Origin of the sequence: Nonlabens antarcticus, from assembly GCF_015356755.1 — a bacterium.
Lineage (GTDB): Bacteria > Bacteroidota > Bacteroidia > Flavobacteriales > Flavobacteriaceae > Nonlabens > Nonlabens antarcticus.
In genome coordinates, this window is sequence record NZ_JADFCO010000064.1 from 297,309 (window position 1) to 313,644 (window position 16,336).

General features: G+C 39.2%; 18 protein-coding genes. 15 read left to right on the top strand and 3 right to left on the bottom strand.

Translation table 11 applies throughout. The features are described 5' to 3' along the window. Positions 1-3: 3 nt before the first annotated feature. The 3 genes from IQ282_RS07435 to IQ282_RS07445 are packed head-to-tail and all read right to left on the bottom strand — an operon-like array spanning position 4 to position 2,752. Positions 4-450, bottom strand: a complete 447-nt coding sequence (locus tag IQ282_RS07435) for a sterol desaturase family protein (RefSeq protein ID WP_194851218.1) — start codon at positions 448-450, stop codon at positions 4-6. 2 nt (positions 451-452) lie between these two features. Next, positions 453-1,292 (bottom strand): phytoene/squalene synthase family protein, encoded by an 840-nt coding sequence (locus IQ282_RS07440; protein WP_194851219.1) that lies wholly within the window; start codon positions 1,290-1,292, stop codon positions 453-455. Further along, the gene (locus IQ282_RS07445) at positions 1,289-2,752 is read right to left on the bottom strand and encodes a phytoene desaturase family protein (protein ID WP_194851220.1); all 1,464 of its coding nucleotides are present in this window, start codon (positions 2,750-2,752) and stop codon (positions 1,289-1,291) included. Before IQ282_RS07445 ends, IQ282_RS07440 begins: the two co-directional genes overlap by 4 nt. Before the next feature lie 607 nt (positions 2,753-3,359). On the opposite strand from IQ282_RS07445, the gene paaE reads away from it, so the two are divergent. The 15 genes from paaE (at position 3,360) to IQ282_RS07520 (ending at position 16,213) form a co-directional block, all read left to right on the top strand. Continuing rightward, positions 3,360-4,436, top strand: a complete 1,077-nt coding sequence (gene paaE / locus IQ282_RS07450; RefSeq protein ID WP_194851221.1) for a 1,2-phenylacetyl-CoA epoxidase subunit PaaE — start codon at positions 3,360-3,362, stop codon at positions 4,434-4,436. Between the two features lie 297 nt (positions 4,437-4,733). Beyond that, on the top strand, positions 4,734-5,696 hold the full coding sequence (gene paaA, locus IQ282_RS07455) for a 1,2-phenylacetyl-CoA epoxidase subunit PaaA (protein WP_194851222.1): 963 nt from the start codon (positions 4,734-4,736) through the stop codon (positions 5,694-5,696). A 215-nt stretch (positions 5,697-5,911) separates the two neighbouring features. After that, complete coding sequence (paaB, locus tag IQ282_RS07460) at positions 5,912-6,196, top strand: 1,2-phenylacetyl-CoA epoxidase subunit PaaB (protein ID WP_194851223.1); 285 nt, start codon at positions 5,912-5,914, stop codon at positions 6,194-6,196. A 42-nt stretch (positions 6,197-6,238) separates the two neighbouring features. Then, complete coding sequence (locus IQ282_RS07465; protein ID WP_194851224.1) at positions 6,239-6,586, top strand: four helix bundle protein; 348 nt, start codon at positions 6,239-6,241, stop codon at positions 6,584-6,586. 54 nt (positions 6,587-6,640) lie between these two features. Beyond that, a complete protein-coding gene (gene paaC / locus IQ282_RS07470) occupies positions 6,641-7,489 on the top strand; it encodes a 1,2-phenylacetyl-CoA epoxidase subunit PaaC (protein WP_194851225.1) in 849 nt (282 codons plus the stop codon). A gap of 137 nt (positions 7,490-7,626) precedes the next feature. Next, positions 7,627-7,983: a four helix bundle protein gene (locus IQ282_RS07475; protein WP_228547264.1), complete on the top strand. Its 357-nt coding sequence runs from the start codon at positions 7,627-7,629 to the stop codon at positions 7,981-7,983. A 77-nt stretch (positions 7,984-8,060) separates the two neighbouring features. After that, positions 8,061-8,558, top strand: a complete 498-nt coding sequence (paaD, locus tag IQ282_RS07480; RefSeq protein ID WP_194851226.1) for a 1,2-phenylacetyl-CoA epoxidase subunit PaaD — start codon at positions 8,061-8,063, stop codon at positions 8,556-8,558. Positions 8,559-8,727: 169 nt separating this feature from the next. Further along, positions 8,728-9,507, top strand: a complete 780-nt coding sequence (locus tag IQ282_RS07485) for an enoyl-CoA hydratase-related protein (protein ID WP_194851227.1) — start codon at positions 8,728-8,730, stop codon at positions 9,505-9,507. A 147-nt stretch (positions 9,508-9,654) separates the two neighbouring features. Next, positions 9,655-10,008, top strand: coding sequence for a four helix bundle protein (locus tag IQ282_RS07490; RefSeq protein WP_194851228.1), 354 nt, complete (start codon positions 9,655-9,657; stop codon positions 10,006-10,008). A gap of 77 nt (positions 10,009-10,085) precedes the next feature. Next, positions 10,086-11,225, top strand: a complete 1,140-nt coding sequence (locus IQ282_RS07495) for a 3-hydroxyacyl-CoA dehydrogenase NAD-binding domain-containing protein (RefSeq protein WP_228547273.1) — start codon at positions 10,086-10,088, stop codon at positions 11,223-11,225. Further along, a complete protein-coding gene (locus tag IQ282_RS07500; RefSeq protein WP_194851229.1) occupies positions 11,222-11,752 on the top strand; it encodes a DUF1697 domain-containing protein in 531 nt (176 codons plus the stop codon). The genes IQ282_RS07495 and IQ282_RS07500 overlap by 4 nt, the downstream gene beginning before the upstream one ends. Before the next feature lie 5 nt (positions 11,753-11,757). Further along, complete coding sequence (locus IQ282_RS07505; protein WP_194851340.1) at positions 11,758-12,162, top strand: PaaI family thioesterase; 405 nt, start codon at positions 11,758-11,760, stop codon at positions 12,160-12,162. A gap of 65 nt (positions 12,163-12,227) precedes the next feature. Continuing rightward, on the top strand, positions 12,228-12,605 hold the full coding sequence (locus tag IQ282_RS07510; RefSeq protein WP_194851230.1) for a four helix bundle protein: 378 nt from the start codon (positions 12,228-12,230) through the stop codon (positions 12,603-12,605). 38 nt (positions 12,606-12,643) lie between these two features. Next, positions 12,644-13,858, top strand: coding sequence for an acetyl-CoA C-acyltransferase (locus tag IQ282_RS07515; RefSeq protein WP_194851231.1), 1,215 nt, complete (start codon positions 12,644-12,646; stop codon positions 13,856-13,858). A 15-nt stretch (positions 13,859-13,873) separates the two neighbouring features. Then, positions 13,874-16,213 carry a TonB-dependent receptor gene (locus IQ282_RS07520; RefSeq protein ID WP_194851232.1) on the top strand — a complete coding sequence of 780 codons (2,340 nt, stop codon included), beginning with the start codon at positions 13,874-13,876 and terminating at the stop codon, positions 16,211-16,213. Positions 16,214-16,336 lie beyond the last annotated feature (123 nt).

Genomic DNA, 16,336 nt, shown 5'->3' on the forward strand with positions numbered 1-16,336 from the left:
AATTTATTTGAAATACTTAAAGGGAACGATCAACATTCCAAAATTTTCACCATCTGCTTTACCTATATGCTTGTGATGCATTTTATGTGCACGACGCACACCTTTGGCATATGTATTACTTGCTTTACGCAACCATTTGAAGCGCTGATGAATGAAAATATCGTGAACAACAAAATAGGCAACTCCATAGGCGAAAATTCCTGCACTTATAGGTAATGCCCACCACAGGTCTAGAAAACTATGAAGTAATTTGAAGGTAATACTGACACTCGCGAAAAAAACAAAAAACCAATCGTTTTTCTCAAACCAACTGTCATGGGTTTTGTGGTGATGATCTTCGTGAAGATTCCACAAAAAACCATGCATGATATATTTATGAATAAACCATGCATTAAACTCCATTATGAAGAAAGTCACTATGAAAATTAGTGACCAGTACAAAACTTCCATATCTAGATTAAATTGAGTCTATAACTTACATAACCTTTAGCTAGTAAGCCTATTTTTTCATAATTAGGAACGCGTATTCTCGTATTCCTAATTTCTGCAGATGGTGTGCGTTCTAATCGTGTCAACAATCTGCGATAATACACATATGCTGTATAAACTCCTAATTTTGCTTCCACTGGTAAGCGTTGGATTCCCTTGAGGCCAGCATCAAAATCAGCTTTAATTTCTTCAATTAAACGAGCTTTATCATGTTCTTTTAGGTCTTGAAGATCCGTATTTGGAAAATAACTACGCTCTAAAACATCAAGGTCAGCTTTCAGATCTCTGAGAAAATTTACTTTTTGAAAAGCACTTCCTAGTCGCATAGCGTCTGCTTTTAGATCTTCATATTTTTGATGATCTCCTTTTACAAAAACCTTTAGAGACATAAGTCCTACTACGTCAGCACTACCATAAATATAATTCTTGTATTCCTCGTCTGTGAGGTAAATGCTTTTGTCCAGATCTAATCTCATGCTGTGGATAAATGCTCCGTACATGTCTGGGGTGATGTTATATTTATTTACGGTTTCCTGAAAAGAATTCAGGATAGGATTGAGGCTTATTTTATCCTGAATGGCATAAGCAAGATCCTGCTCAAATCTATCAAGTAAAGTGCGCTTATCGTAATCATGAAACGTATCTACAATTTCATCTGCAAATCTGACAAATCCATAAATATTATGAATGTCCTGTCTTATGGATGGTCCCAACATTTTACTGGCAAGCGAGAAAGAAGTACTGTAATTATTAGTTACAGCCTTGCTACATTGCCTAGAAACCTCGTCAAAGATACTTTTCATGTACTCAAGTGTTTATTTATCAATTGTGCTGCTAACTTTCCAGATATTAATGATGGTGGCACGCCTGGACCTGGCACAGTTAATTGACCGGTAAAGTAAAGACTTTTTACGGTTCTACTTCTTAAATTAGGTCTAAGAAATGCCGTCTGTAATAACGTGTTTGCCATTCCATAGGCGTTTCCCTTATAACTGTTGTAAGCCTCCTTAAAATCATTTACACAGAAGGATTCCTTAAACAAGATATTATCCATAATCTTTTGGTCGGTTAATTTTTGAAACCTATCCATGATTTTTTGGAAATATTCCTCCCTCAACTCAGGTGTATCCTCCAGTCCAGGAGCGAGTGGTATCAAGAAAAAACCATTCTCACACCCTTCTGGCGCAGTGTTATCTGTTATGGAAGTGAAGTTAGCATAAAAAAGTGGGTCTTCTGGCCATTTGGGATTTTCGTAGATTTCATTAGCATGTTTGGTAAAGTCAGTATCAAAAAATAAATTATGATGATCAACATTCTTCAATTTACAATCAAACCCCACATAAAAAATTAAGGAGCTGGGCGCAAATGTTTTTTTACTCCAGTATTTCTCGGAATATTGTCTGTATTTAGGTTGTAAAAGAGTTTCAGAGTGATGGTAATCTGCACCAGAGAGAACCGTGTCGAATAAGTGAACTTCACCATCTAATGAAATACCGTTAGCATGTCCATCATCAGAAACAAGAATTTCTGTCACCGGAGCATTCGTTCTTATAACAACACCCAGGTCCTCTGCTAATTTTTTCATTCCTAAAATCACTTCATACATTCCGCCTTTAGGGTGCCATGTTCCCAGACCAAAATCTGCGTAATTCATGAAATTGTAAAAACTGGGCGTGTTTCCAGGAGTTGCTCCTAAAAATAAAACCGGAAACTCGAGGATAGAAACTAACTTAGGATCTTTGAATTTTTTGCGAACGTCTTTTGAAACGTTTCCTATAAAAGCTCCTAACTTTTTTACAGTTTTTGGCGTTACTAGTTCTATTATAGATTCACCAGGACGATACACTAGATCTCTAATGGCAATATCATAGTTCTCACTAGATTTGTCTATAAACGCTTGTAGTTTTTCACCGCTACCAGGTTCAATTTCTTCAAAGGTTTTTTTAATGGCGTCCAGATTGTCGCCTATCTGAATTCGATCATCCTTAAAATAAACGGAATACGCCGGATTCAACTTATCTAAGTGGTAATAATCAGAAGGTTTTTTACCAAAATCTGCGAAAAAGCGCTCAAAAATATCTGGCATCCAGTACCATGACGGACCTATATCAAATGTAAATCCATCTTTTTCTAAACGTCGCGCCCTACCGCCCACGGTATCATTTTTCTCAAAAACAGTCACTTGGTGGCCAGATTGTGCTAGGTACGCTGCTGCTGAAAGCGACGAAAAACCAGAGCCGATTACGGCAATTTTAGTACTCATAATTATGGAAGGTTCTTAAAATTCCTCTATCAACTAGTCAATAGGGCGGAAAATTTTATGGTTCTATCTTAGTTCGAAGTTCTGCATTTTATTTACAATATGTTCTAAAATCTAGATCTGGTTTTTATTTTGGGTAAAATCTAGCTTTCAAAGCACCTTTAGAATTAAGTCATTGTAATATGTCACGTTTCGCAACGATGAAGGGCATACTGTTAGATTGAACTCCAAAATTTTGGAAGATGTTTGAAGTCCTTAGCTTGATGCTATTCATAGCTTAGGGACATGTTTTTTCTTTTCCTAGAGGACAATTTGAAATTCATATAAAGCAAACTAAAAGCATGTATTTAGTTATAGGATAATAATAGAATGGAGAGATTTTCCAGACTTTCATCTTGTTAAAATGATAGATTTTATAAATGATACTTGACAGTTCGCTTTTTCAAGTGATTGATAAAGTATTCAAGGACGACATCCAACGTAAATTTTACGACCTTGTTTCAAACAATAGACTCCTTGTATTATTGATCCTAAATCCTGACTTAAAACACCAATTTGCACATCAAACTAACAAGTGTTAGTTTAGTAGTCCTAAAACGACTTAAAAAGAGTGAATAAATTCTACGAAATACGCCTTTCTGAGGTTTACAAAGAAACTGATGACACGACCGTGCTAGCATTTGATGTGCCTGAAGAACTGCGGGAAGAATTTAAGTATCGCCAGGGTCAGTTCTTGACGTTGAGAGCTACTGTAGATGGGGAAGACCTGAGACGTAGTTATTCGTTGTGCAGCAGTCCGCTGAACAAAGAATGGAAAGTTGCGGTCAAAGAAATTTTTGAAGGTAAGTTTTCCACCTACGTGAATAGAGAATTGAAGGTAGGTGACACCTTACAAGTTGCCGCTCCCAGTGGTGATTTTGGAATTGAGTGCACTGATGGAAGTGAAGGCAAGAGATACATTGCTTTTGCTGCTGGTAGCGGTATCACACCCATGCTTAGCATCATTAAAACGCACCTTCAAAGCGAGCCAAATGCTAAATTTCAGTTATTCTATCTGAACCGTACCGCAAAATCTATTATCTTCAAAGAGGAGATTGAAGCACTGAAAAACAACTACTTAACTAGGTTTGAGGTCTTTTATTTTTTGAGTCGGGAACAACGTGATATTCCGCTGTTTAATGGTCGATTTGATCAGGAGAAACTACAGCAGTTGACACAGACTTTGATCAACGCGCCACATACCGACCACGCGTTTATTTGCGGTCCAGAAGAAATGATCTTCATGATCAGGGATGAGTTGGTTGCCGCAGGAATGAAAAAGGAAAATGTTCACTTTGAATTGTTTGTTAGCGGTTTGAGTGATGCAGACAAAGCCAGAGCAGCAGCGGCATTAGAAAAGAAAGTCGATGGAGTTGATGTGACGATACTGGATGGAGGTAAAGAGTTCCATTTTGTATTAGACAAAAATTTTGACAACGTGCTAGATGCGGCAATCGCTGCTGGTGCAGACTTGCCATTTGCTTGTAAAGGAGGCGTTTGCAGCACTTGTAAATGCCAGCTTAAGGAAGGTAGTGTGGAGATGAAGGTCAATTATGCCTTGTCAGATGAAGAGGTTGAAAAAGGCTTTATTTTAAGCTGCGTGAGCGTTCCTACGAGTAAGAAATTAGTAGTGGATTATGATGTGTAAGCATACATTATGTGCAGATAGAAATCTTTTAAATTGAAGCACGATAATAAATGTTATCTCGCTTTCGCGAAAGCGGAACAATTTATGAGCATATAAACAAATAAGGAAGGATAGCCGTCCATAAATAGGATGATGAAGTAAGTTTGAATTTGACCCGACGCATACGATGCGTCCAAAACAACCGACGCATGCGATGCGTCCAAAACAACCGACGCATGCGATGCGTCCAAAACAACCGACGCATGCGATGCGTCCAAAACAACCGACGCATGCGATGCGTTAATAACTATAGAAACCATGAGCGAAGCAGAAATCAAGAATTTAGAAGATCAATTTGATGCCAAAATTGCGCGCGATGAGAAAATCGAGCCGAAAGACTGGATGCCAGAAAAATATCGCAAGACGCACATTCGCCAGATGTCACAGCATGCGCATTCTGAAATTGTCGGGATGTTGCCTGAAGGGAATTGGATCACACGTGCTCCATCCTTGCGTCGTAAAGTCGCATTGCTGGCTAAAGTTCAGGATGAAGCTGGACACGGGTTGTACTTATATAGTGCTTGTGAAACTTTAGGAATCACTCGCGAGCAGATGTATGAAGACCTGCATTCTGGTAAGGCAAAATATTCTTCCATTTTTAATTATCCGACCGTCACATGGGCAGACATGGGAGCAATTGGCTGGTTAGTTGATGGTGCTGCGATTATCAATCAGGTGCCACTTTGTAATACATCGTTCGGACCTTATGCGCGTGCGATGGTGCGTGTTTGTAAGGAAGAAAGTTTTCACCAGCGTCAGGGTTATGAGATTATGTTGTCCTTATGTAATGGAAGTGCGGAGCAAAAAAATATGGCGCAAGACGCCTTGAATCGCTGGTGGTGGCCATCATTAATGATGTTAGGTCCTACAGATGCAGAAAGTACGCACACGGATCAATCCATGAAATGGAAGTTGAAACGTAAAACAAACGATGAATTGCGTCAGCAGTTTATTGATCAAACCGTACCACAAGCAGATATTTTAGGCCTTACCATCCCAGATGCCGACTTGAAATGGAATGAGGAAACGGGACATTACGATTTTGGCGAGATCAATTGGGATGAGTTTTGGCAAGTTGTAAAAGGTCACGGCCCGATGAATAAATCCAGAATTGATGCCAGAAGAAACGCCTGGGAAGGTGGCGCATGGGTAAGAGAAGCAGCAACGGCTTATGCAGATAAGCAACGAGCTCGAAAAGAAGAAACTGCTCAGGCATCGTAAGTGCAGATCGCATCCGCCCACGACATGCTAGGACGCAAGCGATGCACCTCCGAACCGGCGCATGAGATGCGCCGACAACAGTAAGGGCGGATCGCATCCGCCCACGATATGCTAGGACGCATGCGATGCGCCGACAACGTAAGGGCGGATCGCATCAGCCCAGCATATGGTAAGACGCATGCGATGCGTCTCGAAACTACAAACTACTGAAACCAATGAAAAAAGAAACACCACTTTGGGAAGTATTCATCCGCTCTAAAAACGGTCTGGAACATCGCCATTGCGGCAGCCTTCATGCGGAAGATGCAGAAATGGCAATGAATAACGCTCGTGACGTTTATACCCGTCGCAATGAAGGCGTCAGCATTTGGGTTGTAGAATCTACCAATATCACCGCCAGCAGCCCAGAGTCCAGCGGCGAACTTTTTGAACCCGCAAATGATAAGGTTTATCGTCATCCTACTTTTTATGAGTTGCCTGATGAGTTGAAACATATGTAGGTTTAAAAATAAAATTAAAAGGAAAAATAAAAGCAATCTGTAATGAGCGATAAACCTTATGATGTCGAAGAAAGGCTTATAGAATTTGCTGCACAAGTTACAATTGAGTTTAATTTCCCCTTAAAGAATTATGCTTCAAAATATTATGCTGAACAACTTATAAGATCCTCGGGAAGTGCTGCTCTCAATTATGGCGAGTTTGCTGGAGCTTCTTCTGCTAAAGACAGAGCGAATAAATTGAGAATTGCTTTCAAAGAAATGAAGGAATGTCATAACAATATTCGCATTCAGCATCGAGCTAACTTATTAAAGGAAAAGCAAGCGGATTTGATTGATGAATCATTACAACTTTGTAAAATCCTTTCCACAATAATTAAAAACTTAAAATAATATTGAAATCTAACTAAGCTTATTTTTCATTTTATTTTTCATTTTATTTTTAATATGAAACAAATAAACAATCCAACTTCAACTTCAATTTCAGGTTCGACTTCTTCACCGATCCGTGAATTGAATCCGCAATTTTTGGAATCAAAGGAAAACAAACAACACCTAATCGACTACCTATTAGGCGTAGCAGACAATTATCTTATTCTAGGACAACGTTTGGGAGAACTCTGCGGTCACGGTCCTAATTTGGAGCCAGATATTGCGATTACTAACATATCACTGGATTTGCTGGGTCAAGTACGCAGTTATTATCAATATATTGCTCAGATCAAAGGCGATAAAACAACAGAGGATGATATTGCATTCTTGCGAACAGAACGGGAGTATAAAAACGTGTTGCTGGTAGAGCAACCCAATACCGATTTTGCCTATATCATTGTGCGTCAGTACTTCTTTGATGTTTATAATCGGTTATTTTTAAATGCGTTGCAGCAGAGTGGTGATGAAACCTTGCGAGCACTGGCATTTAAAGGAATCAAGGAAGCCAGTTACCACGAGCGATTTTCGGGCGACTGGTTAAAACGATTGGGCGATGGAACGGAAGAAAGCAAAGTTAAAACTCAAGAAGCCGTCAACAACCTATGGATCTTCACGGAAGAATTATTTCATAAAACAGAGGCCGACCAGTCTATGATTGAAGTGGGAGTCGCTATTGACATGACGCAGTTTAAAGAACTCTATTACGAGAAGATAAAAGAACAATTAACCATTGCAGCTATAGAAATCCCGGAAGTTGAATACTTCCAAAAAGGAGGCAAACAAGGAATTCACAGCGAGCATATGGGCTTTTTGCTGTCAGAAATGCAATATATGCAGCGCACTTATCCGGACTCACGGTGGTAGTAAAAAATGTTCAATAACAATTTGTCAATGAACAATGAACAATGAAAGTTTAATTTTGATAATGTAACTTGAACAGTCAAATAAATGTTCAACTAACAATTTGTCAATTTTCAATTGTCAGCGACTAAAATTCTATTATGGTTAGGAAATTTGATTTAGAAGAAAGGCTGATTGACTTTGGAGTTCAATGCATAAAACTCTTTGTTAAAATAGAAAAATCTTATGCCTTAGATCATTTGAGTAAACAGCTCATAAGATCATCGACTGGAGCTGCATTAAATTATGGAGAGGTTCAAGGTGCCGAATCGAATCGCGATTTTATCCATAAGATGGGTATTGTTTTAAAGGAATTGAAAGAGTCGAGGGTTAATTTCAAGATTCAAATAAGAGCAGAACTACTTAAAGAAATTGCCTTAGCTGAATCATCTCTGAAAGAATGCGAAGAGCTTGTCGCTATTTTCGCAAAAAGTATAAAAACTGCAAAATCCAAATAATTGAAAATTGAGCATTGATAATTCTAAATTGAGAATTTTCTAGTTCGGTATTCGTTAATCGATATTCAATATTCCACATGATTCAAAACTTCAACATATCAAGTAAACTTAAAGAAATTCTAGAATCCGTAATGGATCCTGAGATTCCTGTACTTAACGTTGTGGATCTGGGTGTAATCCGCAATGTTCAGGTCAATGGGAAAGAAATCACCATTAAACTAACTCCTACCTACAGCGGTTGTCCAGCGATGGACGTGATAGGCGACGATCTGGAACGGGCTTTTGAAAAGGAAGGGTATTCTGCACATATTCAATTGATTATGAGTCCGCCATGGACTACTGACTGGATTACGGATCGTGGTCGCAAGGCGCTGGAAGATTACGGTATCGCCGCACCACTCGATGAAACAGCCGATAAAGACGTGCTGCTCAACGAGAAGAAATTAGTCAAGTGTACGAATTGTGGCTCGACGAATACGAAACTCGTGAGCCAGTTCGGTTCCACGGCATGTAAGGCGATGTTTCAATGTGAGGATTGTCACGAGCCGTTTGACTATTTTAAGTGTTTGAAATAGAAATAATTTTCCGCTTTCGCGAAAGCGAACTATCTTTCATTATCGAGTAAATTATCAAGTGGAGCCGTCCTGCAAGGGCTTAACAAATTAAACTGAAACCGTTTTGAAACCGCTTGACTAAAAAGAACCAAAGCCATTTTCAAATGTCTTTCCAACTAGAAAAATATTTATGTCAGAATCCATACAACTAGAAATCAATAACGGCATTGCCGAAATAACTTTTAACAGACCACAAGTCTTCAACTCCTTTAATAAAGAAATGGCTTTTGCGATGCAGGATGCGCTAGATCGATGTGTACAAGACGATGTTCGAGCAGTATTGATCACGGGAAACGGGAAGGCATTTTGTGCCGGTCAAGATATTCAAGAGATCACCAATCCAGATTTGAATCCCGGATTTAAGGCGATTCTGGATGATCATTATAATCCGATCGTTTTAAAAATAAGGAATCTTGGAAAACCAGTCGTTGCCGCAGTGAATGGTGTTGCTGCTGGTGCTGGAGCAAATCTCGCGTTATGTTGCGATATTGTGATTGCTACTGAAAGCGCCACCTTTATTCAAGCTTTTTCTAAAATCGGCTTGATTCCGGATAGTGCTGGGACTTTCTTTTTGCCGCGATTGATCGGTTTTGGGAAGGCGAGTGCCACTATGATGCTAGCCGACAAGATTACCGCTATAGAAGCTGACCAATTGGGAATGATCTATAAAGTTGTAAAGGATGATGAGTTTCTAGCTTTCGCGAAAGCGACCACAAAAAAACTAGCAGAATTACCAACAATCGCTCTAGCAAACACCAAAAAAGCGCTCAACGAATCCATGACAAATACTATGGAACAACAGCTTGCACTGGAATCTAAATTACAAATCGCAAGCGCCAGCACCGATGACTATCAGGAAGGTGTAGCCGCATTTGTGGAGAAAAGAAAGCCGGAGTTTAAAGGGAAATAGAACACCGATTTGAGATTAACGATCAAGAATTTTTAATTTATGGGCGCAGTAGATTGTTGTAGCTTTAGAAAAAAGACATCACGAATCCGAGCTATTGATATTAGATTGGAGATTCTTGATATCTGATTTTTGATTTAAAAAAACAATATGAAAGCTCAAGAATTAGAAGATCGATTGATAGGTTTTGCAGTTTCAGTTATTAGGACCTGTAAATTTCTTGATCAAAGCTTTGCTTCACAGCATTTGTCAAAGCAGTTAATTAGATCAACAACTTCAGTTGCGTTAAATTACGGAGAAGCTAAAGGAGGCGAATCCACCAAGGATTATCTGCACAAAATGAATATCTGCTTAAAGGAATTAAGAGAAAGTTATATAAATCTCAAGATTCAAAAAGGTGCCGAACTCATTACAAATATCCAAGTGCTAGATAATCTCATTGATGAAAATAATCAACTGATTTCCATTTTTGTAGTCAGTATAAAAAACACGAAAACGAAGTGATAGAACAAAATCAAAAATCAAAAATCAAAAATCAAGATTCTCATATCCGTAAGGTTGGAATAATAGGAGCAGGAACAATGGGCAGCGGTATTGCTCAAGTGGCAGCCACAGCAGATTGCATCGTCAAGTTGTTTGACCTGAAGACTGATCAGCTGGAGAATTCGAAAATAGCATTAGAAAAAGTCTTGAGCAGATTGATCGAGAAAAAGAGAATCGACGAATCTGATAAAAACCGCATTCAAGGAAATATTCACTACGTCAATACGCTGGAAGATCTAGCCGATAGTGATCTGACGATTGAGGCAATCGTAGAAAACCTAGAAGTTAAAAAGAAGGTTTTTACTCAATTGGAAAAGTTGGTTTCTGACAATTGCATTATTGCATCTAATACTTCTAGTCTAAGTATTACAAGTATTGCGGCGTCACTAGAGAATCCAGAACGATGCATTGGGATTCATTTTTTCAATCCTGCACCGTTGATGAAATTAGTAGAAATTATTCCAGCGGTTCAAACTTCAGAAGAAATTACAGCAACTTGTGTCGCCACGATAAGAAGTTGGGGCAAAACTACCGCAGTTGCTAAGGATACACCTGGTTTCATTGTCAATCGTGTTGCACGACCATTTTACAGTGAAGCATTGAGAATGTATGAAGAAGGAATGGCAGACATTCCTATGCTAGACAAAGTCGTCCGACAGATGGGTTTCAAAATGGGGCCGTTTGAACTAATGGATTTTATAGGAAACGATGTGAATTATGTTGTAACCGAATCGGTTTTTGCAGCCTTTTATTTTGACCCGCGATACAAGCCGTCGTTGACCCAAAAACGATTGGTAGAAGCTGGTTGGTTAGGCAAAAAATCTGGTCGCGGATTTTATAAGTTTGAAGATGGCAAAAAAATAGAACCAGATCACGACCCAGAAATGCTGACTGGCGCAGATATTCAGGCCATCCAAGATCGTTTGCTCGTTATGCTCATCAATGAAGCTGCAGATGCTTTGTACTTAAAGATTGCAACTGCAGAAGATCTGGATAACGCCATGACTAAAGGCGTGAATTACCCGAAAGGACTGCTCGCCTGGGCAGACGAGAAAGGAATAGCCTGGTGTGTGGAGCAACTGGATGCGTTGTATGCGTTTTATAGAGAAGATCGTTATCGATGCTCGCCTCTATTGCGCAGTAAGGCCACAGCCAAAGAAACCTTCTTTTCATTATGATAAGATTTGTAGGTCTTTTGCGTGGTGTCAATGTGGGCGGTCATAACAAACTTCCCATGGCAAGCTTGCGCGACGCGTTGGATAAAACATCTTTTCAAAGCATCACTACCTACATACAAACTGGGAATATCGTTTTCAGCAGCAAGCTGGAAGAAGCTGAATGTGAACAAATCATTTCTGAAGTTCTCAAGTCAGACTTTGACCTTGAAGCTCCAGTTATTGTGCGGGAGCAATCTTATTTTGAAACGGTTCTAAAAGCAAATCCGTTCAAAACAAGAACGATCGATAATTCTAAATCCATGAGTTTTGGTTTTTTGAGTGAAATTCCTGCTCAAGATAAAATAACGGTCGTAGAACAAATGTCTTCTGATTTAGAAACCTTTAAAATCGTAGATGACGTTCTCTATTTCTACTGTGGAATCAGTCTTGCCGATACTAAATTCACAAACACATGGTTTGAAAAGAAACTCGGCGTGATTTCAACGATGCGCAATTACAATACAACACTTAAACTGACACAGCTCTAAATATGATGGAAGGGAAAAATATTCCAACAAAAATGCTTTCACTAGATCCGTTCTCGACCTGGTTGGGAATTGAGATTATTAGTGCGGAAATAGGCTGTGTGAAATTAGGAATGACGATACGACCAGAGATGTTGAACAGTATGGGAAAAGCTCATGGTGGAATTACTTATTCGCTTGCCGATACGGCTTTTGGATTCACTTCAAATACGCACGGCAAAATGGCGGTTTCTATTGACACCAGCATCAACCATATAGAATCACTAGAAGCTGGTGATTACATCACAGCAGAATGCACGCTGGATAAGACAAAGACAAAAGTGGGTTTCAATATCGTTGAGGTTAAGAAAGGTGATGAATTGGTGGCTTTGTTTAAGGGTGTTGTCTATCGAACAAATAAGGATTGGGAATGATTTCGCTTTCGCGAAAGCGAGCTAGGCATTAGGCAATAGGGATGAGGTATTAGTATATTTGAAATATGCGGAGTTTATATCATTTCAAGTTTGAAAATTTGTTGGTCTATCAAAAAGCGATGGATTTTGCTGAGCTTGTTGATGAAATCACTAAATCCTTTCTACAACGAGAGTTATATGCCATAAGCTCTCAATATAGAAGAGCACCAGACTCAATAGGGCTGAATATAGCCGAAGGATATCCTGGAAGTGACGCTCAGTTTTGTAAGCATATAAACATTGCTATTTATTCAGCAAATGAATGTGTTTCTGCATCTACCAAAGCCTTTCGCAGAGAATACATAAGTTTTAATCAAAATGAAGAAACTAGAAGGCTATTGGTTGAAATCACTAAAATGCTATCTAGTCTAAGAAATAAAATATTGGAGCGCAGGAAAAAGTAAATCTAATTCCTCATCCCTAATACCTAATCCCTAAAGGAATGAAAAATACCTACATCATCGACGGCATACGAACTCCCGTTGGAAACTACAAAGGAACATTAAGCGCTGTACGACCTGACGATCTTGCGGCACACGTTATTAAAACAATCGTTGAAAAACATCCTGAAATCCCACAAGAAGACTATGCAGATGTGATCATGGGCTGTGCAAATCAGGCCGGAGAAGACAATCGCAATGTCGCGCGCATGGCTGGATTGCTGGCTGGATTGCCACCCACGGTTCCAGGAGAAACGGTGAATCGGCTTTGTAGCTCTGGCCTGAGTTCTATAGTTCACGCGCATCGTGCGATACAAACAGGCGATGGCGATGTTTTTATCTCTGGAGGCTTGGAAAATATGACTCGTGGGCCGCTGGTTATTGCAAAACCTAGCAGTGCTTTCGGGAACGATTCCAAGATGTATGATTCTAGTTTTGGCTGGAGATTTGTCAACCAGAAAATGGCCGACTTATACGGTGTCGACGGAATGGGAACCACGGCGGAAAATCTGGTTTCTAAATATGATATTTCTCGCGAGGATCAGGACGCCTTTGCAGCATGGTCACAACAAAAAGCAGCAGCAGCTCAAAAATCAGGAAGACTGTCTCAAGAAATTGTGCCGGTTGAGATTCCGCAGCGCAAGAAAGATCCGATCATTTTTAAGGATGACGAATTCATCCGAGCAGGAACCACAGAAGAAATTTTAGCAAAACTACGTCCAGCCTTCAAAAAAGAAGGTGGTTCAGTTACCGCTGGAAACTCCAGTGGTCTTAATGATGGGGCAGCTGCAACCATTATTGCCAGCGAGGATGCCGTAAAAAAATACGGACTGAAGCCTATGGCTAGAATACTGAGTAGTGCGGTGGTAGGCGTAGAACCGAGAATCATGGGAATTGGACCCGTTGAAGCGAGCAATCGAGCCCTCAAAAAAGCAGGGTTAACAATTGCAGATATGGACGTGATAGAACTCAATGAGGCGTTTGCATCACAGGCACTGGCATGTATGAGGGAATGGGGACTTAAAGATAACGACCCGCGAGTGAACCCTAACGGCGGTTCTATTGCCATAGGCCATCCACTAGGAATGACGGGAACCAGACTCGCTTATACGGCGGCTCTGGAGTTGTCGCTTTCGCGAAAGCGATATGCCTTAATTACTATGTGTGTAGGGGTAGGTCAAGGTTACGCCATGGTGATTGAAAATGCGCAATTATAAAAATTAAATATATTCATGAAGTACGCTTACAAATCGATCAAGGGTTGCCTTGTTATTTTAATGGTCTTTGGAGCGCTCCAATTTACGCAAGCTCAAAATGGCAAAAAGGAGATCGCTGACTCTTTCCAGGAGTTTAAAAGCGTACCTAAATCCAACATTTATCTACATGTCAACAAGTCGATTCTAGTCCAAGGAGAGGATTTGGGTTTTAGTGCATACGTGTTTGATCATGTGAATCAAATTCCATCAGCTGATGTGACTAATCTGTATTGTCAATTTTTAGATTCTACCAGTATAGTGATAAAAGAGAAGTTATTAAAGGTCGAGAATGGTACTGCACACAATGTGTTTGCCATTGATTCTTTACTGGCGCCTGGCAACTATAGAATTCGCGCGTTTACTAACTGGATGAAGAATTTTGAAAATCCGCAATTTTTTGAGACTTCTATTAAAGTACTATCTGCTACCCAAAAGCAAAATAGATCTAGCGCAAAGATTACTTCACTTGATGTCCAAATCATGCCTGAAGGCGGTCATCTTGTGGCAGGTATTTTGACGAATGTAGGTGTTTCTATAAAAGATGAATATGGCCGCAGTGTTGATGGTCTTGAAATAACTGTTTTATCAAACGGCTCGCCCATAATGGGTGTAAAGCTAGATGGGAACGGCCATGGCAGATTTTCAATTAAACCTTTAAATGAAAACATTTATACCTTATCAGTAAGAAATAAGGAAGTCGTGACGGTGTATTCTTTTCCAAAAATTGATGAAACAGGAGTTGGCTTATCAGTAAATGAGATTAATAATAAATTGTTTGTCGAATTAAAATCAAATGAGAAGACTCTTGCCAACTTAAGTAATCCAGCTTTTATTCTGGCTATTACAAATAATAATACGGTGCAATTGTATGATGCACTTTTAGATCAAACTAAACTAACACTGTCCTTTAATACTTCAGATTTAAATGCAGGAGTCAATCAAATTACGTTGCTGACTGCAGATAAAAAAATAATAGCAGAAAGACTCTTTTTTAATTATGATGGTTTTGAGTTAATGAAATCTGCCCAATTAATTATGAAAAGGGAACTGGATTCTGTTGAAACAAAAATTAATTTTTCAAAACTCAAAGATGCACAGATCAGCATATCGGTGTTACCCGTTGAAACTATAGCGATAGATAAAACTCTAAGTATCGTTTCAAAATTTAAGCTGGAACCTTACATCAAGGGTTTTATTCAGAATCCCCTGGAATATTTTGAATTTGTTGATAGACGCACTAAATACCAAATGGATAATCTCATGTTGTGTCAGGGATGGAACATGTACGATTGGGATGAAATATTTAATGTGCCTAAAGATTACGTCTATAACTTTGAGCAGGGACTCATAGTAAAGGCCTTTCGGAACGGTTCTAAGGAGAATGAATTTATGATACTTCCTGCCAGAAATACAAAGACAGCATTAATATCTATTGAAGAGGGAAAGGATTTTATTTTCGGACCATACTTTCCTTCTGAAGGAGAAAAACTAAAGATAAGTGCACTTGACAAAAAGGGGAATGCATCAAAAACCAAAGTCTATCCCCAATTCACACCCAGCATAATTCCACAATTTAATTTTAAAAAGACCTTATTCCCTCTACAGATAGGTGATAAACTTGATGGGGTTCAGTTTAAACCGTTTAAGGATGATGTGGAAGAATTAGACCAGATTGTAATAGAAGTTAAAAAGGAACAGGATCGAGTAGATCGTATTAAAAATACCGCAAGAGGACAGGTGGAAGTTTTTACAGATGCGGATAGAAGACGCTATTTTAACATTGATTCCTATTTGACCCGGTTGGGCTTCACGGTGACTAATGTTAATGGAGTTTACCGTGTACGTAGTAGAAGAGCTATTGATAGAGGTGTCGACCCGCTCGTGGTGATTAATGGCGCCACTTATTTCGAACCGTCAATTCTATTTAATTTTCAAATGTTTGATGTTGATTATATAGAAATAGATTTTAGCGGTTTCAGCGAGTATGGTTCATCTAGGGGTGGCTTAATCAATATCAGGACTGATCCTAAATTAAACCCATACAATAGCAGATCCCAGACGTTTAGCAGTTATGATACTCCCTTATCTTTCTCTTTACCTTCAAAATTTTATAAGCCAGGTTATTATTTCTATAACGACAATTTTTTTAATAAACTGGGAGTAGTGGATTGGCAAGGTGCGCTTAAGGTTGAAAATGGAACTACATCGTTTAAAATGCCTTATTATCTTAAGAATAAGCTCCTATTCCGCATTCAGGGAATGACATCAGATGGTACGTTAATCGATGAATACAAGATAGGAGAAATGGCCAACTAATAGCCTAGAAACTGACTCTTAAACATCTGATAAACGTGTTTTAGCAAAACTTTTCAATTAGTAATATTCTGATATATAATGAGTTCGCTCTGCACAATACAGATAGAGTTTTTCCGAATTATC